The organism is Pseudomonas sp. NPDC089996 (assembly GCF_044748405.1).
Lineage (GTDB): Bacteria > Pseudomonadota > Gammaproteobacteria > Pseudomonadales > Pseudomonadaceae > Aquipseudomonas.
This window is the reverse complement of the sequence record NZ_JBIVGA010000004.1, coordinates 425,427-451,882: the sequence shown is the minus strand read 5'-3', so window position 1 is coordinate 451,882 and position 26,456 is coordinate 425,427. Positions and strand designations below refer to the sequence as shown.

At 63.5% G+C, this 26,456-nt stretch carries 22 protein-coding genes; 15 read left to right on the top strand and 7 right to left on the bottom strand.

Annotated elements, in window-relative coordinates; translation table 11 throughout:
- The first annotated feature begins 8 nt into the window (after positions 1-8).
- A complete protein-coding gene (gene lgt, locus ACIPW4_RS09870) occupies positions 9-818 on the top strand; it encodes a prolipoprotein diacylglyceryl transferase (protein WP_400657130.1) in 810 nt (269 codons plus the stop codon).
- Between the two features lie 47 nt (positions 819-865).
- Positions 866-1,837, top strand: a complete 972-nt coding sequence (locus tag ACIPW4_RS09865; protein WP_400657128.1) for a thymidylate synthase — start codon at positions 866-868, stop codon at positions 1,835-1,837.
- Between the two features lie 125 nt (positions 1,838-1,962).
- Here the strand turns inward: ACIPW4_RS09865 and cadR are convergent, their stop codons facing one another.
- Positions 1,963-2,406, bottom strand: a complete 444-nt coding sequence (cadR, locus tag ACIPW4_RS09860; RefSeq protein ID WP_400657126.1) for a cadmium resistance transcriptional regulator CadR — start codon at positions 2,404-2,406, stop codon at positions 1,963-1,965.
- 84 nt (positions 2,407-2,490) lie between these two features.
- On the opposite strand from cadR, the gene ACIPW4_RS09855 reads away from it, so the two are divergent.
- From ACIPW4_RS09855 to ACIPW4_RS09830, 6 genes are all read left to right on the top strand, one after another.
- Positions 2,491-4,704, top strand: a complete 2,214-nt coding sequence (locus ACIPW4_RS09855) for a heavy metal translocating P-type ATPase (protein WP_400657124.1) — start codon at positions 2,491-2,493, stop codon at positions 4,702-4,704.
- A 9-nt stretch (positions 4,705-4,713) separates the two neighbouring features.
- Positions 4,714-5,583, top strand: coding sequence for a LysR family transcriptional regulator (locus ACIPW4_RS09850; RefSeq protein WP_400657122.1), 870 nt, complete (start codon positions 4,714-4,716; stop codon positions 5,581-5,583).
- Between the two features lie 218 nt (positions 5,584-5,801).
- Positions 5,802-6,860 carry a putative 2-aminoethylphosphonate ABC transporter ATP-binding protein gene (locus tag ACIPW4_RS09845; RefSeq protein ID WP_400657120.1) on the top strand — a complete coding sequence of 353 codons (1,059 nt, stop codon included), beginning with the start codon at positions 5,802-5,804 and terminating at the stop codon, positions 6,858-6,860.
- 1 nt (position 6,861) lies between these two features.
- Positions 6,862-8,586, top strand: coding sequence for a putative 2-aminoethylphosphonate ABC transporter permease subunit (locus ACIPW4_RS09840; protein ID WP_400657118.1), 1,725 nt, complete (start codon positions 6,862-6,864; stop codon positions 8,584-8,586).
- A 30-nt stretch (positions 8,587-8,616) separates the two neighbouring features.
- Complete coding sequence (locus ACIPW4_RS09835) at positions 8,617-9,642, top strand: putative 2-aminoethylphosphonate ABC transporter substrate-binding protein (protein WP_400657116.1); 1,026 nt, start codon at positions 8,617-8,619, stop codon at positions 9,640-9,642.
- Between the two features lie 17 nt (positions 9,643-9,659).
- Positions 9,660-10,208 carry a phosphonate degradation HD-domain oxygenase gene (locus ACIPW4_RS09830; RefSeq protein WP_400657114.1) on the top strand — a complete coding sequence of 183 codons (549 nt, stop codon included), beginning with the start codon at positions 9,660-9,662 and terminating at the stop codon, positions 10,206-10,208.
- Between the two features lie 59 nt (positions 10,209-10,267).
- Here ACIPW4_RS09830 and ACIPW4_RS09825 read toward each other — a convergent pair whose 3' ends face one another.
- Both ACIPW4_RS09825 and ACIPW4_RS09820 read right to left on the bottom strand, forming a co-directional pair.
- Positions 10,268-11,632 carry a GTPase/DUF3482 domain-containing protein gene (locus tag ACIPW4_RS09825; RefSeq protein ID WP_400657112.1) on the bottom strand — a complete coding sequence of 455 codons (1,365 nt, stop codon included), beginning with the start codon at positions 11,630-11,632 and terminating at the stop codon, positions 10,268-10,270.
- Complete coding sequence (locus tag ACIPW4_RS09820; RefSeq protein ID WP_400657110.1) at positions 11,625-13,016, bottom strand: DUF2868 domain-containing protein; 1,392 nt, start codon at positions 13,014-13,016, stop codon at positions 11,625-11,627. Before ACIPW4_RS09820 ends, ACIPW4_RS09825 begins: the two co-directional genes overlap by 8 nt.
- Positions 13,017-13,070: 54 nt before the next feature.
- On the opposite strand from ACIPW4_RS09820, the gene ACIPW4_RS09815 reads away from it, so the two are divergent.
- The 4 genes from ACIPW4_RS09815 to ACIPW4_RS09800 all read left to right on the top strand — a co-directional run bounded on the left by ACIPW4_RS09815 (position 13,071) and on the right by ACIPW4_RS09800 (position 17,705).
- Positions 13,071-13,586 carry a dihydrofolate reductase gene (locus ACIPW4_RS09815; protein WP_400657107.1) on the top strand — a complete coding sequence of 172 codons (516 nt, stop codon included), beginning with the start codon at positions 13,071-13,073 and terminating at the stop codon, positions 13,584-13,586.
- Positions 13,587-13,680: 94 nt separating this feature from the next.
- Positions 13,681-14,214 carry an RNA polymerase sigma factor gene (locus ACIPW4_RS09810; protein WP_400657104.1) on the top strand — a complete coding sequence of 178 codons (534 nt, stop codon included), beginning with the start codon at positions 13,681-13,683 and terminating at the stop codon, positions 14,212-14,214.
- Positions 14,211-15,188 (top strand): FecR family protein, encoded by a 978-nt coding sequence (locus ACIPW4_RS09805; protein ID WP_400657102.1) that lies wholly within the window; start codon positions 14,211-14,213, stop codon positions 15,186-15,188. Before ACIPW4_RS09810 ends, ACIPW4_RS09805 begins: the two co-directional genes overlap by 4 nt.
- Positions 15,189-15,320: 132 nt before the next feature.
- The gene (locus ACIPW4_RS09800) at positions 15,321-17,705 is read left to right on the top strand and encodes a TonB-dependent siderophore receptor (RefSeq protein ID WP_400657100.1); all 2,385 of its coding nucleotides are present in this window, start codon (positions 15,321-15,323) and stop codon (positions 17,703-17,705) included.
- 84 nt (positions 17,706-17,789) lie between these two features.
- On the opposite strand, the gene ACIPW4_RS09795 is transcribed toward ACIPW4_RS09800, so the two are convergent.
- On the bottom strand, positions 17,790-19,181 hold the full coding sequence (locus tag ACIPW4_RS09795) for an L-cystine transporter (protein ID WP_400657098.1): 1,392 nt from the start codon (positions 19,179-19,181) through the stop codon (positions 17,790-17,792).
- A gap of 260 nt (positions 19,182-19,441) precedes the next feature.
- Positions 19,442-21,283, bottom strand: a complete 1,842-nt coding sequence (gene ilvD, locus ACIPW4_RS09790) for a dihydroxy-acid dehydratase (protein WP_400657095.1) — start codon at positions 21,281-21,283, stop codon at positions 19,442-19,444.
- A gap of 672 nt (positions 21,284-21,955) precedes the next feature.
- Here ilvD and mgtE point away from each other — a divergent pair.
- On the top strand, positions 21,956-23,011 hold the full coding sequence (gene mgtE / locus ACIPW4_RS09785; protein WP_400657093.1) for a magnesium transporter: 1,056 nt from the start codon (positions 21,956-21,958) through the stop codon (positions 23,009-23,011).
- Between the two features lie 36 nt (positions 23,012-23,047).
- Here the strand turns inward: mgtE and ACIPW4_RS09780 are convergent, their stop codons facing one another.
- Entirely contained in the window at positions 23,048-24,244 is a 1,197-nt protein-coding gene (locus ACIPW4_RS09780; protein ID WP_400657091.1) for a class I SAM-dependent rRNA methyltransferase, read from the bottom strand.
- Between the two features lie 289 nt (positions 24,245-24,533).
- On the opposite strand from ACIPW4_RS09780, the gene ACIPW4_RS09775 reads away from it, so the two are divergent.
- Positions 24,534-25,352 carry an HDOD domain-containing protein gene (locus ACIPW4_RS09775; protein ID WP_400657255.1) on the top strand — a complete coding sequence of 273 codons (819 nt, stop codon included), beginning with the start codon at positions 24,534-24,536 and terminating at the stop codon, positions 25,350-25,352.
- 3 nt (positions 25,353-25,355) lie between these two features.
- Positions 25,356-26,168, top strand: coding sequence for a bifunctional DNA-formamidopyrimidine glycosylase/DNA-(apurinic or apyrimidinic site) lyase (mutM, locus tag ACIPW4_RS09770; RefSeq protein WP_400657089.1), 813 nt, complete (start codon positions 25,356-25,358; stop codon positions 26,166-26,168).
- A gap of 30 nt (positions 26,169-26,198) precedes the next feature.
- Here the strand turns inward: mutM and ACIPW4_RS09765 are convergent, their stop codons facing one another.
- Positions 26,199-26,450 (bottom strand): YfhL family 4Fe-4S dicluster ferredoxin, encoded by a 252-nt coding sequence (locus ACIPW4_RS09765; protein WP_400612523.1) that lies wholly within the window; start codon positions 26,448-26,450, stop codon positions 26,199-26,201.
- Between the last annotated feature and the right edge of the window lie 6 nt (positions 26,451-26,456).

Here is a 26,456-nt window from a genome sequence, read left to right as displayed (position 1 = left end):
GAAGTTCCATGCTGCCTTACCCGCAGATAGACCCCGTGGCCGTCGCCCTCGGGCCACTGAAAATCCACTGGTACGGGTTGATGTACCTGGTCGGCATCGGCGGTGCCTGGCTGCTGGCCTCGCGCCGGCTCAACCGCTTCGACCCGACCTGGACCCGCGAGAAACTCTCCGACCTGGTGTTCTGGCTGTCGATGGGGGTGATCGTCGGTGGGCGCCTGGGTTACGTGTTGTTCTACGACCTGCACGCCTACCTGGCCAACCCGACGCTGATCTTCGAGGTGTGGAAGGGTGGCATGTCGTTCCACGGCGGCTTCATCGGCGTGATGCTGGCTGCGCTGTGGTTCGGCAAGCGCAACAACAAGTCGTTCTTCGAGCTGATGGACTTTGTCGCCCCGCTGGTGCCGATCGGCCTGGGTGCCGGGCGGATTGGCAACTTCATCAACGCCGAGCTGTGGGGCAAAGCTACCGATGTGCCTTGGGCAATGGTCTTCCCGCCGTTCAGCGATCCGGCGCAGTTGCCCCGTCATCCGTCGCAGCTGTACCAGTTCGCCCTGGAAGGTGTGGCATTATTCGTGATTCTCTGGTTGTACTCGCGCAAGCCGCGCCCGACCATGGCCGTGTCGGGTATGTTCGCGCTGTTCTACGGTATTTTCCGCTTTATCGTGGAGTTCGTACGGGTGCCCGATGCCCAGCTGGGTTACATCGCCTTCGGCTGGCTGACCATGGGTCAATTGCTTTGCGTACCGATGATTGTCGGCGGCATCTTCTTGATCTGGTTGGCCTACAACCGCAATCCTACGGCCAAACCTGCCGTCTGATTTCAACGGCAGGGGTGATCCCCTGCCGTTCTTGTTACAGGAAAGTCATGAAACAGTATCTAGATCTGGTCCGCGACGTCATCGACAACGGCACGCTGCAGGGCAACCGCACAGGCATCCGCACCATCAGCCTGCCGGGCGCCATGCTGCGCTTCGACCTGCAGAAGGGTTTCCCGGCCATCACCACGCGCAAGCTGGCGTTCAAGTCGGCGATCGGCGAGATGGTCGGCTTCCTGCGTGGCGTGAAGAATGCCGGTGAGTTTCGCGAGCTGGGCTGCAAGGTCTGGGACCAGAACGCCAACGAGAACGCCCAGTGGCTCGCCAACCCGTTCCGCCAGGGCCATGACGACCTTGGTGAAATCTATGGCGTGCAATGGCGCCAGTGGCCGGGTTACAAGCGCATCCCGCTGAGCAACCCGGCAGCCATCGAAATGGCCGAGAAGGCGGGCTTCCGTCGTATCGCTCAGGACGAAGAGGGCGGCGTAGCCTTCGTCGTCCTGTACAAGGCCATCGACCAGGTGCGCCAGTGCCTGGACACCATCGCCAACGACCCGGGCAGCCGGCGCATCCTGTTCCACGGCTGGAACTGCGCCCAGCTCGATGAAATGGCGTTGCCACCGTGCCACCTGTTGTACCAGTTCCATCCGAATGTCGAGACGAAGGAGATTTCCCTGACCCTCTACATCCGCTCCAACGACCTGGGCCTGGGCACGCCGTTCAACCTCACCGAAGGCGCGGCGCTGCTGTCGCTGTTCGGCCGGCTGACCGGCTACACCCCGCGCTGGTTCACTTACTTCATCGGCGATGCCCATGTGTACGAGAACCACCTGGACATGCTCAACGAGCAGCTCAAGCGCGAGCCGCTGGAGGCGCCGAAGCTGGTGATCAGTGATCGCGTGCCTGAGTTTGCCAAGACCGGCAAGTACGAGCCGGAGTGGCTGGAGAAGGTCGAGCCGAGCGATTTCAGCCTGGAAGGGTATGAACACCACGCTCCGATGACGGCGCCGATGGCGGTCTGATTCTCTAGATCGCCGGGGCTGCTTTGCAGCCCTTTCGCGACACAAGGCCGCTCCTACAAGGGATCGCGTTGTCCTGTAGGAGCGGCCTTGTGTCGCGAAAGGGGCGCAAAGCGCCCCCAGCAATCTCAATGTCCGTGGCTTCGCCCCACATGCGAATGCTCGGTATCCGGTACGGTTACCGCCCCGTTCGTCTCCAGCTGCTGCAAGATCGCGCACTCTGCCCCCTGCGCACTGCAGCGCCGCCGCAGCTCCACCAGCTGCTCCTGCAACGCCACCAAGCCATCAATCCGCGCCTGCACATGCTCGATATGCTCATCGATCAGTGCATTGACGCTGCCGCACGCGTCATCGGGGCTGTCGCGCAGGCGTAGCAGGCTGCGGATCTCGTCCAGGGTCATGTCCAGTGTTCGGCAGTTGCGGATGAAGGTCAGTCGCTCGACGTGGGCCTGGGTGTACTGCCGGTAGTTGCCTTCCGTGCGTGCCGGCGCCGGCAGCAATTGCTCGCGCTCGTAATAGCGGATGGTCTCCACGGCGCAATCGGTGGCTTTGGCCAGTTCTCCGATCTTCATGACAAAATCTCCAGCAAAGTGGCTTGACCCTATAGTGGCTACAGGGTGTTCACTTGGCAACAGGCTCAATTTAAGGATGACCCTATGAACCAGCCTGTCAGCCATCAACACAAGCACGATCACCATGCCCACAGTTGCTGTGGCGCGGCTGCTGCGCCGGCCAAGGTGCAACTGAGCGAGAAGGCCAGCGGCCACGCCCAGCTCAGCCGCTTTCGCATCGACGCCATGGACTGCCCCACCGAGCAGACGCTGATCCAGGACAAGCTGGGTAAGCTGGTGGGCATCGAGCAACTGGAATTCAACTTGATCAACCGTGTGCTCGGTGTGCGCCACACCTTGAACGGCACTGTCGACATCGAGCGAGCCATTGACAGCCTGGGCATGAAGGCCGAACCGCTTGCCGCCGAGGATGACGGCAGCGCCGCCGCAGCGCAGCCGCACAAGACTCGCTGGTGGCCGTTGGCCTTGTCGGGAATCGCCGCGATCGCCGCCGAAATCGTGCACTTCGCCAGCCTCGCGCCGGAGTGGCTGGTGGCCGGGCTGGCGCTGGCGGCAATTCTCGGCTGCGGCCTGGGCACTTACAAGAAGGGCTGGATCGCCCTGAAGAACCGCAACCTCAATATCAATGCGCTGATGAGCATTGCCGTGACCGGTGCCGTGCTGATTGGCCAGTGGCCGGAAGCGGCCATGGTCATGGTGTTGTTCACCGTTGCCGAACTGATCGAGGCGCGCTCGCTGGACCGTGCGCGCAATGCCATCGGCGGGCTGATGCAACTGGCCCCGGACATGGCCACGGTGCAGCAGGCCGGCGGCCAGTGGCATGAGGTGGAGGTGCGCGAGGTGACTATCGGTACCTTGGTACGGGTGCGCCCCGGCGAACGCATCGGCCTGGATGGCGAGGTGGTCAGCGGGCAATCCAGTGTCGACCAGGCGCCGATCACCGGCGAAAGCCTGCCTGTGGAAAAGGCAGCGGGCGACAAAGTATTCGCCGGCACCATCAACCAGGCAGGTGCCTTGGAATACCGTGTGACGGCGGCGGCCGGGCAGTCCACCCTCGCACGCATCATCAAGGCTGTCGAAGAAGCCCAGGGTGCGCGTGCGCCTACCCAGCGTTTCGTTGACCAGTTCTCCCGCATCTATACCCCGGTGGTGTTCGCCCTGGCCCTGGCGGTGGCAGTGATCCCGCCGCTGTTCATGGGCGGTGCCTGGTTTGACTGGGTCTACCGCGCGCTGGTGCTGCTGGTGGTCGCCTGCCCCTGTGCGTTGGTCATCTCTACACCCGTGACCATTGTCAGTGGTCTGGCTGCTGCAGCGCGCAAGGGCATCCTGATCAAGGGTGGCGTGTACCTGGAAGGCGGGCGCAAGCTGGACGTCCTGGCCCTGGACAAGACCGGCACCATCACCCACGGCAAACCGGTGCAAACCGATGCCAAGGTGCTTGAACCGCTGTTCGAGAGCCGTGCCCAGACATTGGCAGCGAGCCTGGCCGACCGTTCCGATCACCCGGTGTCGGGCGCCATCGCCCAGTTCGCCAAGGCGCAGAACCTGCCGCTGAGCGAGGTCAGCGAATTCGCGGCCCTGGCTGGCCGGGGCGTGCGTGGTGATATCGACGGCGAAACCTATCACCTGGGCAACCACCGCCTGGTCGAGGAGCTGGGCCTGTGCTCGCCGGCGCTTGAAGCACAGCTCGATGCGCTGGAGCGCCAGGGCAAGACTGTGGTTCTGCTGCTCGACCGCTCCGGGCCGTTAGCCCTCTTCGCCGTGGCCGACACGGTCAAGGACAGCAGCCGCCAGGCCATCGCCGAACTGCACGCGCTGGGCATCAGGACCGTCATGTTGACCGGCGACAATCCTCACACCGCCCAGGCCATCGCCGCGCAGGTGGGTATCGACCGCGCAGAAGGCAACCTGCTGCCGGCCGACAAGCTGCAGAGCATCGAGCAGCTGTACGCTGAAGGGCATCGGGTGGGCATGGTCGGTGACGGCATCAACGACGCGCCAGCCCTGGCCCGTGCGGAAATCGGCTTCGCCATGGCGGCGGCTGGCACCGACACGGCAATCGAGACCGCCGACGTGGCGCTGATGGACGACGACTTGCGCAAAATCCCGACGTTCGTCAGGCTGTCGCGCCAAAGTGCGGCGATCCTGACGCAGAACATCGTTCTGGCGCTGGGCATCAAGGCGATATTCCTGGCGATCACCTTTGCCGGCATGGCCACCCTGTGGATGGCAGTGTTCGCCGACATGGGCGTGAGCCTGCTGGTGGTGTTCAACGGTCTGCGCCTGCTGCGCAAATGAGGTCCTGCAATGCTGAGTGCCGAGCTCAAAGCCTTCTACATGGTGGCCCGTCTGGGCAGCATCACCCTGGCGGCGAAGAAACTCGGGCTCAGCCAGCCGACAGTGACCACGCAGATCCGCAACCTGGAAAGCCAGTATGCGGTGGAGCTGTTCTACCGCGGTGGCCGGCGCCTGGTGCTGAGCGAGGAGGGCGTGCGCCTGCTGCCGATGGTCAAGGCGCTGCTGCAGCAGGAGGCCGACATCGAGTTCGAGTTGCGCAACAGCGGCCAGGCCCAGGGCAGCTTGCGCATTGCCGCCACCGCGCCGTACTACATCCTCGACCTGGTGAAGATCTTTCGCGAGCGCCTGCCTCAGGTCGAGGTGGCGGTAGAGATCGGCAATTCGCAGCAGGTGCTGGAGATGCTTGAAGACTACCGGGTGGACATCGCCGCTTCATCGCAGCTGGTTGAGGATGCGCGGCTGGTGAGGCGGGTGCTCGGCACCGACCCATTGGTGGTGGCGGTGCACCGCAACCATCCGCTGGCCCATCGGCAGGTGGTATCCATCGAGGCGATAGCAGGGCATTGCCTGCTGATGCGCGAAAAGGGCTCGACCACGCGCAAATTGACCGAACAGATGATGCTCGATGCCGGGGTCAAGGCCGGGGCGTTGCTGGAAATAGGCAGCCGCGAGTCGATCCGCGAGGCGGTGCTGCGCAACATCGGCATCAGCGTGATCGCCCGGCATGAAGTGCCGCATAACCCGGAGCTGCGGGTGCTGGCGCTGGAAGATGCGCCGGTGATGCATGAATACCTGTATTGCCTGAAGGAGCGGCGCCAGTCCAGGCTGCCGGCGGCCTTCCTTGGCGTGGCGCAGGAAGTGGTGGGTTCGCAGTTCTAGATCGGTGTTGCTTGCTTCGCGGGCGCGCCCGCTCCTACAGGGACTGCACAGTATTCAAAAGCTGTGCGGTACCTGTGGGAGCGGGCGTGCCCGCGAAGAGGCCCGCAAGGCCACTACAAAATCTGCCTATACCACTATCACCGGCTTTTGCCCAAACGCCACAGAACCTTCGCACAGCCTTCCTAGCATGGCCCTCACTTGTTCGATGAGGCCTTGCCATGAACCACGCCACCCCGGGCGCACAAATGAAAGTGCGCGGTATCCACAAGCGTTTCGGTGCCTTCACGGCGCTGAACAATGTGTCCCTGGACATCGCCGCCGGTGAGCTGGTCTGCCTGCTTGGCCCGTCCGGTTGCGGCAAGACCACCCTGCTGCGCTGTATCGCCGGCCTCGAACGCCAGGACCGTGGCACGTTGTACATCGGCGATCGTGACATCTCCGAGCTGCCACCACAGGCCCGTGACTACGGCATCCTGTTCCAGTCCTACGCGCTGTTCCCCAACCTTACCGTCGAAGCCAATATCGCCTATGGCCTGACCGGCACCAGCCGAGACGAGAGCCGCCAGCGCGTGACGGAAATGCTCGAGCTGGTCGGCCTGGGCGGAAGCGAGAAGAAATACCCCGGCCAGCTGTCCGGCGGCCAGCAGCAGCGTGTGGCCCTGGCCCGTGCGCTGGCGCCGTCGCCGTCGTTGCTGCTGCTCGACGAACCGATGTCGGCGCTGGATGCCCGTGTTCGTGAGCACCTGTGCACCGAGCTGCGCCAGCTGCAGCGCCAGCTGGGCATTACCACGCTGATGGTCACCCACAACCAGGACGAAGCCATGCTCATGGCCGACCGCATCGCAGTGATGAACAACGGCCAGGTCGAGCAATATGCGACCCCGCAGGAAATCTACGACCAGCCAGCCACGCCGTTCGTGGCCGAGTTCGTCGGCCAGGGTAACTGGCTGCCGTTCCAGCGCAGCAGCGACAGCCATGCCCAGGTCGGCGCCATGAGCATGCGCCTGGCGACCAACGCCGGTAGCGCCCGCAGTGGCCGGCTGTTCTGCCGCCCGGAGGCCATCACCGTGAACCCGGTGGTGCATGAGGAAAACCTGTTCCCGGCCAAGGTGCGCGAAATCACCTTCCTCGGCAACCGCTGCCGCATGAGCTTCGAGCTCAAGGCCCTGCCCGGCCATGCGCTGCTTGCCGAGCTGGCGCCCGAAGCCATGCCGCTCCTGGGCTCGCAGGACATCTGGGTGGCACTGCCACCGCAGAGCCTGCAGGTGTTTGCCTGAGATGGCCGCGCCAATGTCTTTGCCGCTGAACCAGACCAAGGATGCGCGACGCGGCGACGTCGCCCTGGGTGACCGACTGTTCGTCCTCGGTGGCAAGAGCCTGCTGCTGGTTCTTCTGCTGCTGGCCGTGGTGATGCCACTGCTGGCCATTTTCTGGAAAGGCTTCAGCGGTGAAGCCGGGCAGGGCGGTGGTTTGCTGGCGGCCCGCGAACTGTTCGCCAGCGAAAACTTCCATTGGTTGCTCGGCAACAGTCTGTCGGTGGCCTGCACCGTCGCTGCGATCGTGGTGCCGCTGGCCTACCTGTTCGCCTACGCGTTGCAGCGCACGCTGATACCGGCCAAGGGCCTGTGGCGTGGCATTTCGCTGCTACCGCTGCTGGCGCCGTCGATGCTGCCGGCGATTGCCCTGGTCTATCTGTTCGGCAATCAGGGCCTGCTGCGCAGCTTGCTCAGCGACAACATCTACGGCTTCTGGGGCATTGTCCTCGGCGAGGCCATCTACACCTTCCCACATGCGCTGATGATTCTCCTCTCGGCGCTGTCGCTGGCTGATGCAAGGCTGTTTGACGCCGCGTCGAGCATGGGCGCCGGACCGTGGCGGGCGTTCCGCAGCATCACCTGGCCCGCCACGCGTCAGGCGGTGTTCGCCGCTTTTTGCCTGGTGTTCACCTTGACCATTACCGACTTCGGCGTGCCGGTCGTGGTGGGCGGCGATTATCAGGTGCTGGCGTTGGAAGCCTACAAGGCGGTGGTCGGCCAGCAGCAGTTTGGCCGGGGCGCGTTGATCGGCATGGTACTCCTGCTGCCGGCGCTGCTCAGCTTTGGCGTCGATGCCTGGCTGCGGCGGCACCAGGGCGAGGCGATGAGTGGCCGTGCCCAGGTGTTCGAACCCAAGCCCTCGCGCTGCCGTGACGCCTGTTTCCTGGCCATCGTGCTGCTGGTCTGCGCGGCGCTGTTGGTGGTGATCGGCATGGCGGTGTACTCGTCGCTGGTCACGTTCTGGCCGTACAACCTGACCCTGTCGTTCAAGCACTACAGGTTCGACGACACCGCCGGTGGCGGTTGGCTGGCCTACCGCAACAGCGTGACCATGGCTGTGTGCACCGCGCTGATCGGCAGCATCGTGATCTTCACCGGTGCCTACCTGATGGAGAAAACCCAGGGTCAGCGCCTGCTCAATCAGGCCCTGCGCCTGCTCAGCTTCATCCCCATGGCGGTCCCCGGGTTGGTGCTGGGCCTGGGCTACGTGTTCTTCTTCAACCTCGGCGGCAACCCGTTGCACGTGTTCTATGGCGGCATGGCGCTGCTGGTGCTGTGCACCATCGCCCACTACCTGACCACCGCGCAGATGACCGCCGCCACCGCGCTGCGCCAGCTCGACGGCGAGTTCGAGGCCGCTGCGCTGTCGCTCAAGGCGCCGCTGTACAAACATTTCGTGCGGGTCACCGTGCCGATCTGCCTGCCGGCGCTGCTGGACATCATCCGCTACCTGTTCGTCTCGGCGATGACCACCGTGTCGGCCGCGATCTTCCTCTACAGCCCCGACACCATCCTCGCCGCCGTCGCCGTGTTGAACATGGACGATGCCGGCAACGTTGGCGGCGCCGCTGCCATGTCGACCCTGATCCTGCTGACCAGCGCCGCCGCATCCCTGCTGCTGGCCGGCGCTTCACGCGGCCTGCTGCGCCGCTCCCAGGCCTGGCGCCAGCGCGCCCCCGGCCATTGACCGACTGCCCATACCCACAGGAAACGCATCATGTTCAAGCCCCTCGCACTTGCCGCTGCCGTATCCGCCGTCTTCAGCCTGCAGGCTTCGGCCGCCGCCACCCAGCTGACCGTCTACACCGCCCTGGAGGCCGAGCAACTCAAGAGCTACAAGCAGGCCTTCGAAAAGGCCAACCCGGACATCGAGATCAAGTGGGTGCGTGACTCCACCGGCATCATCACCGCCAAGCTGCTGGCCGAGAAGGACCGCCCGCAGGCCGACGCGGTCTGGGGGCTGGCCGCTTCCAGCCTGGCCATTCTCGACCAGAACGGCATGCTGGAAGCGTACGCACCGAAAGACCTGGGCAAGATCTCCGCGAACTACCGCGACGCCGCCAACCCGCCAGCCTGGGTTGGCATGGACGTGTGGGCCGCGACCATCTGCTTCAACACCATCGAAGCCGAGAAGCAGGGCCTGAGCAAACCGGTGAGCTGGCAGGACCTGACCAAGCCTGAATACAAAGGCAAGATCGTCATGCCCAACCCGGCCTCGTCCGGTACCGGCTTCCTTGACGTCAGTGCCTGGCTGCAGACCTTTGGCGAGCCCCAGGGCTGGGCATACATGGACGCTCTGCACCAGAACATCGGCCAGTACGTGCACTCCGGCTCCAAGCCGTGCAAGCTGGCGGCGGCCGGCGAGTTCCCGATTGGTATCTCGTTCGAGTACCCGGCCGTGCAGCTCAAGCGCCAGGGTGCGCCGCTTGACATCGTATTGCCCAAAGAAGGGCTAGGCTGGGAGATCGAGGCGACGGCCGTGATCAAGGGGTCGCCGAAGGCTGACGCGGCCAGGCGGCTGGCTGATTTTTCGGCAAGCCCGGCGGCCATGGAGCTGTACAAGGACAACTTTGCCGTACTGGCCGCGCCAGGCATCGCCAAGCCGCAGACCGAGCTGCCGGCCGACTATGAACAGCGCCTGATCAAGAACGACTTTGCCTGGGCCTCGAAGAACCGCGACGACATCCTCAGCGAATGGCGCAAGCGCTATGACGGCAAGTCGGAGAAAGTGGCCCAGCAATAATCCCGGGAACGAAGCCAATGCAGACACCAGCCCAGACCATCGACAAACTGTTCATCTTGTACGAGCAGCATGGCAGCGACGACTACATCGGCGAAGCCATCAACCAGCTCGAACACATGTCCCAGGCTGCGCAGCTGGCCATGGCCGAGGGCTTCGACGATGAAGTGGTGCTGGCGGCATTCTTCCACGACATTGGCCACTTGTGCGGCGGTGACGCCAGCATGGGTGGTTACGGCGTGGTCAGCCATGAGCGCATCGGCGCCGAATTCCTGCGCCGTTGTGGCTTCGGCGAGCGCATGGCGCGGCTGGTGCAGTATCACGTGGAGGCCAAGCGTTACCTGACCTTGAGTCAGCCGGGGTACTACGAACGGTTGAGCGAAGCGAGCCGGCGGACCCTGGAATACCAGGGGGGAGTGATGAGCCCGGACGAGGCGGATGCGTTCGAGCGCGATCCGCTGTTCGAGGTGAGCTTGCGGATGCGGGAGTGGGACGAGATGGCCAAGGAGGTCGGGGTGCCGGTGATGGATCTGGAGCTGCTGAAAGAGAAGGCACTGGCCTTGCTTTGAGGATTGCCTGTACCGGCCTCTTCGCGGGCTTGCCCCGCGAAGAGGCCAGACCTGCTGATTCATATCTGTGAAACCAACGCCTCCAGCTGTTCCTGCCGCTCAGCCTGATTCAGCTTCGCCCCTGGGTTGAGCGTCGACCACTGCGGATGCGCCCGCGCCTTGCTCAACGCTTCCGGCAGTTTTCCCTGGCGCCAGGCCTTCTCATCCAGCTCGGCCAGGCGGATGCTGTCCTGCGCCGCATGCCCACGGTTATCCAGCGCCACCATCAGCTGCTGCTGACGCAAGGCCAGCAGCCGCAGCACCGTGTCATCCACCGTCAGCTCGCGTTGGCCCTTCAGCTTGCCCATCAAGCGCGAACCATAGTTGCGTGCCGTCTGCAGCGCACCACCGGCAATGGCACCAGCCAGCGCGGCAGCGCCGAGGGTCAGGCCGCCAACCAGCAGATCCACGCCGGCACCGGCCGCAGCCCCGGCCGCCACGCCGCTACCCAGGCGTACACCCAGCAATTTCAGGGTCTCGGGATTGAACAGGTCATCGCCCCAGCGTCCATCCAGCAGTGGCAGATCACCGGCGTTGGCATCCTCACGGCGGAAGGCATACAGCTTGAGCAGCGCCTCCACGCAACGCTGCTCGCGCTGGCGTATATCCTGACGCAAGGCCTCGATAGCCCTGGCTTCAGCTGCTGGCTCGGCTTCTACGCTGCGCCGGCAGGCGGCGCAGTCGAGCAGCAGTTCGGCGATCAGCCGCTTGCCGCTGTGCTGGCGTGCCAGGCGCTGGGCCTGCTGGTCATCGATCAGCCGTTGCAGGGCTGGCCGGGCGTCCTCCAGCAGCAGTGCGAGGCTTTCGTACAGCCGACGCTCACCGTCTTCTGGCGGGGCCACGCTGTCGAACCGCACCAACGCGTGAAGCCCAAGCCGGGCGAGGGCTTCACGCCATTCCGGTTCGCGGTGCTGGCTGCTGGCGACGAAGTTGAGCACCGGCAACAGCGGCTTGCCGCAGCTGGCCAGTACTTCCAGTTCGTCGCGGTACTTGGCCAATACCGGCTCGCGGGCGTCGATCACATACAGGCCGGCGTTGCTGGCCAGCAACTGGCGCAGCACCTTGGCTTCCTGCTCGAAACGCTGGCGCGCTTCGCTGCCTTGCAGAAAGCGTTCGAGGCGGGCCGGGCCGTCCAGGCGTTCACCGGGGCGTTCCAGGCGCTCGAGGTAGTCGAGCAGGGCGATGGCGTCTTCCAGGCCGGGGGTGTCGTAGAGTTCGAGCAGAGGTTCGCCGTCCACCGACAGCCGCGCTCCTTCGACGTGGCGGGTGGTACTGGGGCGGTGCGAGACCTCGCCGAAGCCGACGTCGCGGGTGAGGGTGCGCAGCAACGAGGTCTTGCCGACGTTGGTATGGCCGACCACGGCCAGTTTCAGCGGCTCAGTCATGGCCATGCTCCAGCCAGGTCAGGGGCGAGGTGTCGGCATGGGGCAGGCCGAGGCGATCGAGGGCGTCATGCCAGTCACCCAGGCGCTCGGCGTCCAGGGCGTGGCCGGGGGCGGCTTGCAGCAGCCAGATGCGTGTGGCACCGGCATGGCGCGCCAGCTCCGCGAGCAGCGCCAGGCTGCCGCGGTCGGGCGAGCGGCGCGGGTCGCAGGCGATGGCCAGACGTGCCGGCGGAAAGCGGCTGAGCTGCTCGAGCAGCTTGTTGCGTGACTCGCGGCTGTCGAGCACGCCGGCGTCGGTCACTGCCTTGGGCAGGGCGGGTGGCCAGGGGCGCTGGTCGTCCAGTTCCAGGCCCACCAGCAGGGCGCCGCTACTGCCGCTTTCCAGCTGACCAGCGTGGTACTGCGGCAGCGCATCAGGAGCGGCATCCTGTACGCCAATGCGTTCGCTGCGGGGCATCAGTGCGTCACGCAATTGCGCGTAGCCGGGCAGGCTGAGGTCAAGCGACAGCCGGTTACGGCCCTGGCGCCAGCGCCACAGGCACAGCCCGGCCAGCAGCAGGCGCGGCAGCAGGCCATACACCAGCACCACGCCGAGCAACCAGCTGGCCCAGGCTTGGCGGGCAATCTCAAGGGCGGGGAGGGTGTCGCCACTGGCGCGGATCATGACCTCGTCCGGCACCGCAAAACCGAGCAGCGAAGGCAGCGCGCCGAGGGTTTGGGTCAGGTGAATGAACGGGTCGGCGGCAAGCAGCGTGGTTTCCCAGACAAAACCATAGCGGCGGGTAGCCAGCAAGGTCAGGAGCATGACCAGGGCGGCGAGCATCGCCAGCAGCCACAGGCTGTGCACAAGGGCGCCAAGCAGCCAGCGGTTCAGGCGCTGACGTTGCAGCAGCACCAGCAGTGCCGGCGCCAGGTGCGCGGCCTTGGCATCGCGGGCGAAGCGTTCGCTCAACCACAACCACAGTCGACCGAGGCTGGCCCCGTGCTCGCCACTCAAGGCAAAACCCACGGCCCAGCCCAGCAGCATCAGCAGGTTCAGCCCGAGCAGGCTGCCCAGGGCCCAGAACACGTTGACCGGGCGCTGCCCGTCGCCCAGGGCGGCGAAGGCCAGGCCGGCACCGCTGAACATGGCCAACAGCATCAGGGCCAGCAGCGCCAGGCGTGCGCCCTGCTTCCAGTGGCGCAAGGCCGCGCTCATGCCATCGCGTTCGGCCAGCCACAGCGCGCGGGTTTCGATGCGCGCCGCCAGGTCGCCGCCTTGCTGGCGGGCGTGGCGGTTGGCCTCCTGGTCGTCCAGGAGGCCTGCGTGTTCCTCGCGCAGGCGTACCGCTTCGGTGAGCCAGCGCTTGTCCAGTGCAGTCGGTGCAGTCACAAGGTCTTCCATTGCGTGGTTCAGTGCAGAAGCATAACCCACACGCCCGGTGCTATCCTCGCTGGCATGAATACATCACTCCCCCTCAGCCTGATCGCGGCTCACGCCGAGAACCGCGTGATCGGTATCGACAACTCCATGCCCTGGCACCTGCCGGGGGATTTCAAGTACTTCAAGGCCACCACCCTGGGCAAGCCGATCATCATGGGGCGCAAGACCTGGGATTCACTGGGCCGGCCGTTGCCGGGGCGGTTGAATATCGTGGTCAGCCGGCAGACGGGTCTGCAACTGGCCGGGGCCGAGGTGTTCGCCTCGCTGGAGGCAGCGGTGGCGCGGGCCGAGCAGTGGGCGCGTGAGCAGGGTGTTGAAGAGTTGATGCTGATTGGCGGGGCGCAGCTCTATGGTCAGGCGCTGGAAAAGGGGCTGGTGAGCCGGATGTACCTGACGCGCGTAGAGCTGGAACCGGAAGGCGATGCCTGGTTCCCGGAGTTTGATGCGGGCCAGTGGAGGTTGGTGTCGAGCGAGGCACAAGCTGAAGAAGGCAGACCTGCATACCACTTCGAAGTCTGGGACAAGGTCTGAAATTGCTGGGGCTGCGTCTGCAATAAGCAATTGCGAATGCATCTCATCTTCTGCTAGCGTGCGCAGCTCTTGAGACCTTGAGCCGAGACGTGCCGTGTCTTCATGGAACAAGCAGATCGCTCGGCTGTTCACCGAGCAGAAGAAAGCGCTGGAGGCGTTTGTCGCACGTCGTACCGGCAATGCTCAGGTGGCCGCCGACCTGACCCAGGAGTCGTTCCTGCGCCTGGCCCGGCTGCCGGCCGACAAGCAGATAGACAATCTGCCTGCGTTTCTTTTCACCATTGCCAGCAACCTGGTACGCGACCACCAGCGCCAGGTCATTCGTCGCGAGCGTCTGGAGTGTGGCGAGCCAAGTGAAGAACTGGCCAGCGACGACCCCGGTGTCGAAGAGCAACTGTTCGACCAGCAGCAGAACGCCCTGATGCAGGCTGCGATCGAGGCTCTGCCCGACGCTACCCGGCATATTTTTCTGCTCTATCATGTGGACGGCTGCAGCTATCGGGAAATCGGCGAGCGCATGAACATTACGCCACGCAGCGTCGAATACCAATTGCGCCGAGCACTGCTCGACTGCCGAGCCTTCATCAAGCGGCAACTGGTGGGCCAGGCGAGGTTGGCGCAGTCATGAAACCTGGATCAATGAATAACCCGATGAGCGAAGCGCCAGATAGCGACGAGCTGTTCGCCGAAGCCACTGGCTGGTACTACCGGCTGCAGGCAGACGACGTCACGCCCGAGGAACAGGCGGCGTTTGCAGCATGGATGGCAACTGGGGCGGCACAGGCACAGGCTTGGGACGAGGTCATCCGGTTGCTCGGTGCATTGCAGGTTCCTGCTGCTCGCCTGCGTGAACTGCAGCGCCAACAGTGGCGCAGGCCTGCTCGGCGAAAGTGGCGCAAGGTTGTGCAGGGTGCAGCGGCGGCACTGTTGCTTGGCCTGCTGATTGGCCAGACGCCTTTCCTTGACCGCTGGCGCGCCGACTATGCGACGACTACGGGTAAATCGCGTAGCGTCCGCTTGGCGGATGGTTCGCAGCTACAACTGAACTCCGACACGGCACTGCAGGTCGAGCTGACGGAGGGTGAGCGGCGGGTTCGGCTGTTACGCGGTGAAGCCTGGTTCGACGTGGCGCGCGACCCTGGTCGGCCATTCGTGGTGAATGCGGGCGACGGCTGGGTCCGGGTTGTCGGCACCCGCTTCAGTGTAGCCAGTGCTGCTGGGCAGACACGTGTCAAAGTCGCCCAGGGCAAGGTCGAGGTCAATGCAGGGCGTGGCGAGGGCATATTCCTCGAACCGGGCCAGGCGGTGGAGTACGCGTCGGGGTCGCTCGCTGCCCTGCATCCGTTCGACCTGGCCAGTGCCTTTGCCTGGCGGCAGCGCCAACTGGTGTTCAGCCAGCAACCGCTAGCGCAAGTGGTCGCCGAGTTGAATCGCTACTGGCCGGGCCAGACCGTGCTGCTGGGCGATGACTTGCGCCAGCGCAAAGTGTCTGGCGTATTCGAGATCGACAAGCCCGATGCGGTCCTAAAGGCGCTTTCTCATACGTTGGGGTTGCGTGCGGAGCAGTTCACGCCTTACCTGCGCGTTCTTCACGAAGGTTGAACGAAGAATTTCAAAAAACTTACGGGGATTCCTGACAGATCATCGTCCTTGATTGGGTAGGCGCAAATAATAAGCACTCTCAGACAGTGCCGCGCCATCGATCATCAGGACGAATTCGGGGAGCCTCACCACATGAACATCATCGCCACGCGCACTGCGCTCGGCCTGGCTGTAGCGCTTGGCTGTGGTGCACTGGCCGTGCCCTTGCACGCCATTGCTGCCACTCAAGCTCAGGCCTATCGTTTCGAGATTCCGGCGCAGACGCTGGACTCGGCCCTGGCAGCCTTCAGTGCGGTGACGCGGGTTCAGGTGCTGGTACCCGGCGAGTTCACTCAGGGTCTGCATTCGCCGGGGGTAAGCGGCAGCTACTCACAGGACCAGGCGCTGAGCCGCCTGCTACAGGGAACCGGGCTGAGTGCCAGCTACATCGATGGCGATAGCGTCACACTGCACCGGGGCGGCAGCGGCGACGATGGTTCATTGCAACTGGGGGCCACCAGGATCGACAGTCAGCAGCTTGCGGCCACCACCGAAGGTAGCGGCTCCTACACGACCGGTGCCCTGACCATCGGCAAGGGCGAGCAGAAACTCAAGGACATCCCGCAGTCGGTCTCGGTGGTTACCCGCCAGCGGCTGGACGACCAGAACATGAACAGCCTGCAGGACGCCATGCGGCAAGTGACAGGTGCCACGATCAAGTCCTATAACGCCGGCTCCAACCTGAACGATGTGTACATGCGCGGCTTCCTGGTCGATCAGGTGCAGGTCGACGGCGTGTCGCAACGTACGGGCCAGGGAGACATGGCCACCAGCTTTGACCTGGCGATGTTCGACCGGGTCGAGGTGCTGCGGGGGCCTTCAGGGTTGTACCAAGGGGCGGGCGAGCCAGGTGGCACCATCAACCTGGTGCGTAAACGGGCGCTTGGCCAGTTCGGTCTGTCTGGCGAGTTGTCTGCAGGCAGTTACGATCATTACCACTCCACGGTCGATATCACCGGGCCGCTGAACGACCAGGGCACTTTGCGTGGTCGTTTCGTCACGGCCTACGAGAACAACCAGTCGTTCGTCGATTACGCGCAAAACGAGCGGCCGATGATCTACGGCCGCCTGGAATATGACATCACGCCGGCAACCACGCTTTCCTTCGGTGGCGCCTATCAGCGCAACAACTCTACGCCAGCTTTCGGCTTGCCGGCTTACGCCAGTGGCAAGCTGCTCGATGTCAGCCGCTCGACCTTCGTGGATGCCAAGTGGAACGAGCTGGACGAGCGCCTGTGGGAGAGCTTCTTCGAAATTGACCATGCGCTGGACAATGGCGGCCAGTTCAAGACCTCGCTGACCTACCGCGATGCCGAGACGCCGACCCGTAACTTCACCTGGAGCGATGATGCGGTCAATCCGCAGACCGGGGACAGCGCTGCGGTCGCCTACTCCTACTACACGCACATCAAGTCGGTGGGTGTGGATAGCTTCGTCACCTTGCCGGTGGAGGTGTTCGGGCGCAGCCATGAGTTCACTGTCGGCGCTGAATATCAGCATCTGGACAAAGACTTTACCTACGGTGGCGGCGAGTACTTCGACATCAATGTGTTCAACCCGGGCAGTATCGATATTCCCAAGCAGGAGTACGAGATGGTCAACGGCAACTGGTCCAAGTCGAACCAGTACGGAGCCTATACCCGAGCCAAGATCAGTGCCACCGACTGGTTGGATGTGATTGTCGGCGGCCGCGTGACCTGGTTCGACAGTGAGGCGCGCAACGCCAACCCGTTCTTCAATCAGTTCAATAGCTCCGAGACCAACATCGATCACAAGTTCATCCCCTATGCGGCGCTGATTGCCAAGCTGACGCCGGAGGTTTCGGCCTATGCCAGCTATACCAGCATCTTCAAACCGCAGACTGAGGTTGATGCTGCCGGCCAGCCGATTGACCCGCGCAAGGGCAAACAGTACGAACTGGGGCTCAAGCGCGAATTTTTCGATGGCCGCCTGAATGGCAGTGTGGCGGTGTTCCGCATCTACGACGAAAACCGTGCACAGTCGGTCAGCCAGACCGCTTACTACGAAGCGCAGGCCAAGGTGCGCAGCCAGGGATGGGAGACCGAGCTGTCCGGCAACCTGACCGATAACTGGAGCATCAGCACCGGCTATGCGTTCACCATGCTGAAATCGATGAGCGAGGAGAACTACCAGGGCATCAGCATCACGCCGAAGCACAATTTCAATCTGTGGACACGGTACGAGTTCAGCGATGGGCCGCTGACAGGGTTCAGCGTTGGGGGTGGGGTGCGCGTCGTGAGCGAGACCTACTACAAGCGCGATGTCGACTTTGTTCAGGGTGGCTACAGCGTGGCAACCGCACAAGTGGGTTACCGCTTCAACAAGCATCTGACTTCGACGCTGACGGCCAACAACCTGTTTGACCGTAAGTACTATGAGCGGGTGGACAGTGCGTGGGGTTCGAACTTCTATGGTGAGCCGCGCAACCTGACATTGACCTTGCGGGCCAGTTACTGATTTGAGAGTGCCGGGGGCGCTTTGCGCCCCTTTCGCGACACAAGGCCCCACATTGGTCGGTGTACGCAGGGCCCCGGTAATCTGTCAGGAATGACTCAGCTCGGCATGTTCCTCACCAGCCAGCACGTCCTTGTCGGTCTCTTTCAGCAGTTGGCTGGTTACAACGCCAGCCGTCATCGAGCCGTTCACGTTCAACGCCGTGCGCCCCATGTCGATCAGCGGCTCCACTGAAATCAGCAGCGCCACCAGTTCGACTGGCAAGCCCATGGCCGGCAGCACGATCAGCGCGGCGAAGGTCGCACCGCCACCGACGCCAGCCACGCCCGCCGAACTCAACGTCACAATTGCTACCAGAGTCGCGATCCACAGCGGGTCGAGGGTGTCGATGCCCACCGCAGGCGCCACCATCACGGCCAACATGGCGGGATAGAGCCCGGCGCAGCCGTTCTGGCCGATGGTGGTGCCGAACGATGCACTGAAGCTGGCAATCGACTGCGGCACGCCCAGGCGACGCGTCTGCGCTTCGATGTTCAGCGGGATGCTGGCGGCGCTGGAGCGGCTGGTGAAGGCAAACGTCAGCACCGGCCAGACTTTGCGGAAGAAGCGCAGCGGGCTCACGCCGGTGGCGGCGAGGATGATGCCGTGGACCACGAACATTAGCGCCAGGCCCAGGTAGGAAACCAACACGAAGCTGCCGAGCTTGAGGATGTCTTCCATGTTCGAACTGGCCACCACCTTTGTCATCAACGCCAGCACGCCGTAAGGGGTGAGCTTCATCACCACCCGCACCAGGCGCATCACCCAGGCCTGCAGGGTATCGATGGCCGACAGGGCACGCTGGCCCTTCTCGGCGTCGTCCTTGATCAGCTGCAGCGCGGCCAGGCCGACGAAGACGGCGAAGATCACCACGCTGATGATCGAGGTCGGCTTGGCCCGGGCCAGGTCGCCTACCGGGTTGCTGGGGATGAACGACAGCAGCAGCTGCGGGATATTCAGGTCGGCGACCTTACCGGCGTAGTCGCTGTGGATAACCTGCATGCGTGCGCTTTCCTGCACACCGGCCACCAGTCCTTCGGCGCTCAGGCCGAACAGGTTGGTCAGGACGATGCCGATCAGCGCGGCGATGGCGGTGGTCAACAGCAGCGTGCCGATGCTCAGCACACTGATGCGGCCCAGCGACGAGGCGTTGTGCAGGCGGGCCACGGCGCTGAGGATCGAGGCGAAGATCAGCGGCATGACGATCATCTGCAGCAGGCCGACGTAACCGTTGCCGACCAGGTCGAGCCAGCTGATGGTGGCCTTGAGTACGGGGTGGCCGGCGCCGTAAAGGGTGTGCAGGACCAGGCCGAACACTACGCCCAGCACCAGGCCCAGCAGGACCTTCTTGGCCAGGCTCCAGTCGGTGCGGCGGGTTTGCGCCAAGCCCAGCAGCAAGGCCAGGAACGCCAGCAGGTTGAGAGATAGCGGCAGGTTCATTGAAGCTCCAGGAAAAAGCAGAAGAGGCATCGCCTCTGGTGAGCGATTGCGAACGGAAATGCTAACAGCCTGAAAAGAAACGAATTTATACCCAAAAGTAATTTGCTTAGAGGCTTATGGAATAACAACTTGGCGGGGATAGCAATAAACACGGTGTTTATGGGTGTCTCTGCGCTCCCGTGCAAAACCATCCAGGGGTGAGCGCAGGCATAAAAAAACCGGCGCTCAGAGCGCCGGTTTTCTACAACACCGTCAGAGCCTCACAGCCCTTCAAGCATCGCCTTGTTACGCACAGCACCCTTGTCGGCACTGGTCGCCAACAGGGCATAGGCCTTCAGGGCAGTGGTCACCTTGCGTGGGCGGACTTCGACCGGCTTCCAGCCTTTCTTGTCCTGCTCGATGCGGCGGTGGGCCAGCTCTTCGTCACTGACCAGCAGGTTGATCGACCGGTTGGGGATGTCGATCAGCACTTTGTCGCCGTCGCGCACCAGGCCGATGGCGCCGCCAGCGGCGGCTTCCGGCGAGGCGTGGCCGATCGACAGGCCCGAGGTGCCGCCCGAGAAGCGGCCGTCGGTGAGCAGGGCGCAGGCCTTGCCCAGGCCCTTGGACTTCAGATACGAGGTCGGGTAGAGCATCTCTTGCATGCCCGGGCCGCCTTTCGGGCCTTCGTAACGAATGATCACGATGTCACCGGCCTTCACTTCGTCGGCAAGGATGCCGCGCACGGCGCTGTCCTGGCTTTCGAAAATCTTCGCCGAGCCTTCGAACACGTGGATCGACTCGTCGACACCAGCGGTTTTCACTACGCAGCCGTCCAGGGCGATGTTGCCGTACAGCACGGCCAGGCCGCCTTCTTGCGAGTAGGCGTGTTCGAAGCTGCGGATGCAGCCGTTTTCACGGTCGTCGTCGAGGGTTTCCCAACGGGTCGACTGGCTGAAGGCGGTCTGCGTCGGGATGCCGGCCGGGCCTGCCTTGAAGAAGGTGTGCACGGCTTCGTCATCGGTCTGGGTGATGTCCCATTTGGCGATGGCTTCTTCCATGCTGCGGCTGTGCACGGTCGGCAGGTCGGTGTGCAGCAGGCCGCCACGGGCCAACGACCCGAGGATGCTGAAGATGCCGCCAGCGCGGTGCACGTCTTCCATGTGGTACTTCTGGATGTTGGGCGCCACCTTGCACAGCTGCGGCACCTTGCGCGACAGGCGATCGATGTCGCGCAGGTCGAATTCGACTTCGCCTTCCTGTGCTGCAGCCAGCAGGTGCAGGATGGTGTTAGTCGAACCGCCCATGGCGATGTCGAGCATCATGGCGTTTTCGAACGCCTTGAAGTTGGCGATGCTGCGCGGCAGTACCGAGGCGTCGTTTTCCTGGTAGTAACGCTTGCACAGCTCGACGATGGTGCGCCCGGCAGTGAGGAACAGCTGCTCACGGTCGGCGTGGGTGGCCAGGGTCGAACCGTTGCCCGGAAGGGCCAGGCCCAAGGCTTCGGTCAGGCAGTTCATCGAGTTGGCGGTGAACATGCCGGAGCACGAACCGCAGGTCGGGCAGGCGCTGCGCTCGTATTCGGCGACTTTCTCGTCGGACGCCGTGGAGTCGGCGGCGATGACCATGGCGTCGACCAGGTCCAGGCCGTGGCTGGCCAGCTTGGTCTTGCCGGCTTCCATTGGGCCGCCGGACACGAAGATCACCGGGATGTTCAGCCGCAAGGCCGCCATCAGCATGCCTGGGGTGATCTTGTCGCAGTTGGAGATGCAGACGATGGCGTCGGCGCAGTGGGCGTTGACCATGTACTCGACGGCGTCGGCAATGATCTCGCGGCTTGGCAGCGAATACAGCATGCCATCGTGGCCCATGGCTATGCCGTCATCGACCGCGATGGTGTTGAATTCCTTGGCCACGCCACCGGCGCGTTCGATTTCGCGGGCGACCAGCTGGCCCAGGTCCTTCAGGTGCACATGGCCCGGGACGAACTGGGTGAACGAGTTGGCGATGGCGATGATCGGTTTCTTGAAGTCTTCGTCCTTCATGCCGGTGGCGCGCCACAAGGCACGGGCGCCGGCCATGTTGCGGCCGTGGGTGGAAGTCTTGGAACGATAATCAGGCATGAAACACTCCTGGCGGCTTAATCAGGTCACAAAAAGGGGAGTGAGCTTCTCTTGTCCTTTGTGCCGCAGGCCGGTTGCCACTGGCACGGATGGGGCCGAAGACCGCGCGGGATCGCCGCGTGCTTGGCCAGAGCTCATAAACCCGCCGGGGATGACTGGCGATGAATAGGCCGATTCTACACCGCTGGCGCGGCGAGGGAATGAACAAGCGTATGTAATCCGAGGTTCGGTCGGGGTTGGAGGCCGAGTCATTAGATAAATAGCGCGCGGCAACTTCGTATTGACCCGCGACGACCTCAAGAAACTGAACACCTTGGGTACGAGCAAGCGGACCGTTGGCATCATGATGGCCGACTTCCCTGGAGAGTCGCTGATTGCCAGCGTCATCGCTAATAACCATCACGTCTTGCACGATTTAGGGAAGTGATCTGTAGGACAAGTCTGAAATACCCTTGTCACGTGTTTCAGTTGCTGACGCAGGCCGCCACCTTGCCTATCATCCCCGCGCCGCATGTGCGGCTTGACGAGATACATCCTTAATGGACCTTCCCAGTTTTCGGTTCAATCTGAACCCACGATCTGGCACTGAGCGTGCCGTCGCCGGGGCTTTCGAAGGCTCGAGCCTGCAAGGCTGAGTTTTCTGGGCGCCTGCGTCGGCGCCTGGAGAACTGCATGCAATCTGTTTCCGATTTCCGCGATACCCCATTGGCCTTGCGCCAGGCCGCCCAGGCTCGGCGCGACGACTTCCTGCGCCCTGAAGGCTATGGCGAAGGGACGGCTGGTGGCTTGATGAGCAGTGAGTACTCAAGCCTCGACATCGGCCTGACAGCCAGCCAAGCCATCGACATGTTGCGGCGTGAAGCGGCGGATGCCGAAACCATCTATCAGTCCTATGTGCTCGACGCGCAGCGCAACCTGCTCGGCACGCTGTCTTTGCGACAGTTGATCCTGGCGGCGCCCGATGAACCTGTCGAGCGCATCATGGTGCGCACTGTCATCTGTGTCTGCACCAGCACCCGGCAGGAAGAGGTGGCGCGAAAGATCCGCGAGCATGATCTGCTGGCCCTTCCGGTACTGGACGAAGCTGGGCGGCTGGTGGGCATCGTCACCTGCGATGAAGCACTCGATGTGGTGGTGGACGAAGCCACCGAGGATTTCCACAAGGGCGCCTCGATCACCAATCATGTCGGCAACTTGCGCGACGCCACGGTCGGCCTGCTGTACCGCAAGCGCGTACTGTGGCTGGTGCTGCTGGTTTTCGGCAACCTGTTCTCGGGGGCAGGTATCGCTGCGTTCGAGGAGACTATTGCCGCGCACATCGTCCTGGTGTTCTTCCTACCGCTACTGGTGGACAGCGGTGGCAATGCCGGGGCGCAGTCGGCAACGCTTATGGTACGAGGGTTGGCGACAGGTGAAGTGGTGATGCGCGACTGGTTGCGCATGCTGGGGCGCGAGTGCGGCGTTGCGCTGGCGCTGGGGGGCACCATGGCGTTGGCGGTGGCCTCGCTGGGAGCGTTGCGCGGAGGGGCGGACGTTGCGCTGATCGTTGCCAGCAGCATGCTGGTGATCGTCTTGCTGGGCAGCCTGATCGGCCTGAGTCTGCCGTTCATGTTCACCCGGTTCAAACTCGATCCGGCAACGGCCAGCGGCCCGCTGGTAACCTCGATCGCCGATGCGGCGGGGGTGCTGGTGTATTTCGGAATCGCGTCGTACGTGCTGGGTATCTGAGATATCCAAGGGGCCGCAGGGCGGCCCCAAAGCCGGCTAGCTGTTGGGCAGCAATCGGCAGGTAATGCTCTTGATGTAGCGGGTTTCAGCGATGGCAGGGTGTACCGGGTGGTCCGGGCCCTGGCCGCCGCGCTCCAGTAGTTGCAGGTTGCGGTCCAGGTGGCGGGCGCTGGTCAACAGGATGTTGTGCAGGTCGTCTTCGGGCAGGTGCATCGAGCACGAAGCGCTGACCAGGATGCCGTCCTTGCTCAGCATGCGCATGGCCTGCTCATTGAGGCGACGGTAAGCCGCTTCGCCGTTTTTCAGGTCCTTCTTGCGCTTGATGAAGGCGGGTGGGTCGGCAATGATCACGTCGAAGCGTTCTTCGGCAGCCTTCAGCTCACGCAGGGCCTCGAACACGTCGCCTTCAATGCAGGTCAGCTTCTCGCTGATGCCGTTCAGCGCGGCGTTACGCTCGACGCCATCCAGGGCAAAGGCCGAGGCATCCACGCAGAACACTTCACTGGCGCCGAACGCACCGGCCTGCACACCCCAGCCACCGATGTAACTGAACAGGTCGAGCACGCGCTTGCCTTTGACGTAGGGGGCCAGGCGCGCGCGGTTCATGCGGTGGTCGTAGAACCAGCCGGTTTTCTGGCCTTCACGTACCGGGGCTTCGAATTTGACGCCGTTCTCTTCCAGCGGCACCCAGTCCGGGACTTCGCCGTAGACGGTCTCGACGTAGCGCTGCAGGCCTTCAGCGTCGCGCGCCGCGGAGTCGTTCTTGAACAGGATGCCGCTGGGTTTGAGCACCTGAACCAGGGCGGCGATCACGTCATCCTTGTGCGCTTCCATGGTGGCCGAGGCCAGCTGTACCACGAGGATGTCGTGGAAGCGATCGACCACCAGGCCCGGCAGCAGGTCTGAATCGCCGTACACCAGGCGGTAGCAAGGTTGGTCGAACAGGCGCTCGCGCAGGGACAGGGCGACATTCAGGCGGTGCACCAGCAACGACTTGTCCAGTGGCAGCTTGATGTCACGCGACAGCAGGCGAGCGCAGATCAGGTTGTTCGGGCTCAGTGCAACGATGCCCAGCGGCTTGCCGTTGGCAGCTTCGAGTACTGCCTGCTGGCCGGCCTGGAAGCCCTGCAGCGGGGTCGCGGAAACGTCGACTTCATTGCTGTAGACCCACAGGTGGCCGGCGCGCAGGCGGCGGTCGGCATTGGCTTTGAGGCGAAGGCTGGGCAGGGACATGACGTCGCTCCGGGAAAAAAGAGCGGGATTATAGCGTGTTGCCTGCCTGTAGGAGCGGCCTTGTGTCGCGAAAGGGCCGCAAAGCGGCCCCGGCAATTTCTGCTGCAAAGCTGTAAACCCTGGGGCCGCTACGCGCCCCTTTCGCGACGCAAGGCCGCTCCCACAGTTACTCAGTGGTTGGTCGCCTGGCGCTTCAGGGGGTTAGAATCCCCCCGTCTTTCACGAGTGTGCACGCATGTCCCAAGAACTCAGCGCCGAACAGATCCAGCAAGCCTTGCAAGGCATCACCATTCCGCCGCAGCCGCAGATCATGGTCGACCTGCAGTTCGAGCAGTACATGCCTGACCCGGATCTGGAAACCATCGCCAAGCTGATTTCCCAGGACCCTGGCCTGGCCGGAGCCTTGCTCAAACTGGTCAACTCGCCGCATTTCGGCCTGACGAACAAGATCGGCTCGATTCAGCGTGCTGTAAACCTGCTGGGTAGCCGTTCGATCATCAATCTGATCAACGCACAGTCGATCAAGGGCGAGATGAGCGACGAGACCATCGTCACCCTCAACCGCTTCTGGGACACCGCCCAGGACGTGGCCATGACCTGCCTGACCCTGGCCAAGCGCACGGGTATCCAGGCAGCGGACGAGGCCTATACCCTCGGGCTGTTTCACGACTGTGGCGTGCCGCTGATGCTCAAGCGCTTCCCTGAGTACATGCAGGTGCTGGAGGACGCCTACGCCAAAGCCAGCGAGCAAACGCGCGTGGTCGACACGGAAAACCGCGCGTTCAACACCAACCATTCCGTGGTTGGCTACTTCACTGCCAAGTCCTGGCGCTTGCCTGAGCACATCAGTGCGGCCATTGCCAATCACCACAATGCCTTGGCCATCTTCCGCGAAGATTCGTCGCGCAATGCCCAGAGCCAACTAAAGAACCTGCTGGCCGTGCTGAAGATGGCCGAGCACATCTGCGCCTCGTATCGCGTGCTGGGCAACCAGAGTGTCGACCACGAGTGGAGTGCGGTCGGCCCGCTGGTGCTGGACTATATCGGCTTGTCGGAGTACGACTTCGAACAATTGAAACAGAACATTCGCGAGCTGGGCGGGCACTGATCCATGCCGGAATTACCTGAAGTCGAAACCACGCGGCGCGGAATTGCGCCGCACCTGGAAGGCCAGCGCGTCAGCCGTGTGGTGGTGCGTGACCGGCGCCTGCGCTGGCCGATCCCCGAGGACCTCGACGTGCGCCTGTCCGGGCAGCGCATCGTCAGCGTCGAGCGGCGGGCCAAGTACCTGCTGATCAACGCCGAGGTCGGTACCCTGATCAGCCACCTGGGCATGTCGGGCAACCTGCGGCTGGTGGAGCTGGGCTTGCCGGCGGTCAAGCATGAACATGTCGACATCGAGCTGGAATCGGGGCTGATGCTGCGTTATACCGACCCGCGACGCTTTGGCGCCATGCTCTGGAGCCTCGACCCGCTCAACCATGAGCTGCTGCTGCGCCTGGGGCCTGAGCCGCTGACCGACTTGTTCGACGGCGAACGGCTGTTCCAGCTTTCGCGCGGGCGCTCCATGGCGGTCAAGCCTTTCATCATGGACAACGCAGTGGTGGTGGGGGTTGGCAACATCTACGCGACAGAGGCGCTGTTCGCTGCCGGTATCGACCCGCGCCGTGAGGCGGGCGGGATTTCCCGGGCGCGCTATCTGAAGCTTGCGATGGAGATCAAGCGGGTGCTGGCGGCGGCGATCGAACAGGGCGGCACGACATTGCGCGATTTCATCGGCGGTGACGGTCAGCCGGGCTACTTCCAGCAGGAGTTGTTCGTCTACGGGCGGGGCGGGCAGCCGTGCAAGCTGTGCGGCACGGCCTTGCGCGAGGTCAAGCTGGGCCAGCGGGCAAGCGTATTCTGCCCACGCTGCCAGCGCTGAACGCCGCTCTCACAAAGGCCTACGTGACGGTCAGGCCTTGCCGGTGATCCGGTGGTACTTGGCCATCAGCTGTTCCTCGGTTTCCGGGTGCGCTTCATCCAGGGGGATGCAGTCGACCGGGCAGACTTGCTGGCACTGCGGCTCGTCGTAGTGACCCACACACTGGGTGCACAGATTCGGGTCGATCACGTAGATCTCTTCGCCTTGGGAGATGGCCTCGTTCGGGCACTCGGGTTCGCAGACGTCGCAGTTGATGCAATCGTCGGTGATAATCAGGGACATGGGGAC

Excerpts from the sequence above, each read along its gene's own strand:
- ACIPW4_RS09820 (WP_400657110.1), bottom strand. The coding sequence starts at position 13,016 with ATGGAAGACCTTGTGACTGCACCGACTGCACTGGACAAGCGCTGGCTC.
- ACIPW4_RS09800 (WP_400657100.1), top strand. The coding sequence starts at position 15,321 with ATGAACATCATCGCCACGCGCACTGCGCTCGGCCTGGCTGTAGCGCTT.
- ACIPW4_RS09845 (WP_400657120.1), top strand. The coding sequence starts at position 5,802 with ATGAACCACGCCACCCCGGGCGCACAAATGAAAGTGCGCGGTATCCAC.
- ACIPW4_RS09830 (WP_400657114.1), top strand. The coding sequence starts at position 9,660 with ATGCAGACACCAGCCCAGACCATCGACAAACTGTTCATCTTGTACGAG.
- ACIPW4_RS09825 (WP_400657112.1), bottom strand. The coding sequence starts at position 11,632 with ATGACTGAGCCGCTGAAACTGGCCGTGGTCGGCCATACCAACGTCGGC.
- ACIPW4_RS09780 (WP_400657091.1), bottom strand. The coding sequence starts at position 24,244 with ATGTCCCTGCCCAGCCTTCGCCTCAAAGCCAATGCCGACCGCCGCCTG.
- cadR (WP_400657126.1), bottom strand. The coding sequence starts at position 2,406 with ATGAAGATCGGAGAACTGGCCAAAGCCACCGATTGCGCCGTGGAGACC.
- ACIPW4_RS09795 (WP_400657098.1), bottom strand. The coding sequence starts at position 19,181 with ATGAACCTGCCGCTATCTCTCAACCTGCTGGCGTTCCTGGCCTTGCTG.
- ACIPW4_RS09865 (WP_400657128.1), top strand. The coding sequence starts at position 866 with ATGAAACAGTATCTAGATCTGGTCCGCGACGTCATCGACAACGGCACG.
- ACIPW4_RS09840 (WP_400657118.1), top strand. The coding sequence starts at position 6,862 with ATGGCCGCGCCAATGTCTTTGCCGCTGAACCAGACCAAGGATGCGCGA.
- ACIPW4_RS09805 (WP_400657102.1), top strand. The coding sequence starts at position 14,211 with ATGAAACCTGGATCAATGAATAACCCGATGAGCGAAGCGCCAGATAGC.
- ACIPW4_RS09815 (WP_400657107.1), top strand. The coding sequence starts at position 13,071 with ATGAATACATCACTCCCCCTCAGCCTGATCGCGGCTCACGCCGAGAAC.
- ACIPW4_RS09850 (WP_400657122.1), top strand. The coding sequence starts at position 4,714 with ATGCTGAGTGCCGAGCTCAAAGCCTTCTACATGGTGGCCCGTCTGGGC.
- ACIPW4_RS09835 (WP_400657116.1), top strand. The coding sequence starts at position 8,617 with ATGTTCAAGCCCCTCGCACTTGCCGCTGCCGTATCCGCCGTCTTCAGC.
- ilvD (WP_400657095.1), bottom strand. The coding sequence starts at position 21,283 with ATGCCTGATTATCGTTCCAAGACTTCCACCCACGGCCGCAACATGGCC.
- lgt (WP_400657130.1), top strand. The coding sequence starts at position 9 with ATGCTGCCTTACCCGCAGATAGACCCCGTGGCCGTCGCCCTCGGGCCA.
- mutM (WP_400657089.1), top strand. The coding sequence starts at position 25,356 with ATGCCGGAATTACCTGAAGTCGAAACCACGCGGCGCGGAATTGCGCCG.
- ACIPW4_RS09765 (WP_400612523.1), bottom strand. The coding sequence starts at position 26,450 with ATGTCCCTGATTATCACCGACGATTGCATCAACTGCGACGTCTGCGAA.
- mgtE (WP_400657093.1), top strand. The coding sequence starts at position 21,956 with ATGCAATCTGTTTCCGATTTCCGCGATACCCCATTGGCCTTGCGCCAG.
- ACIPW4_RS09855 (WP_400657124.1), top strand. The coding sequence starts at position 2,491 with ATGAACCAGCCTGTCAGCCATCAACACAAGCACGATCACCATGCCCAC.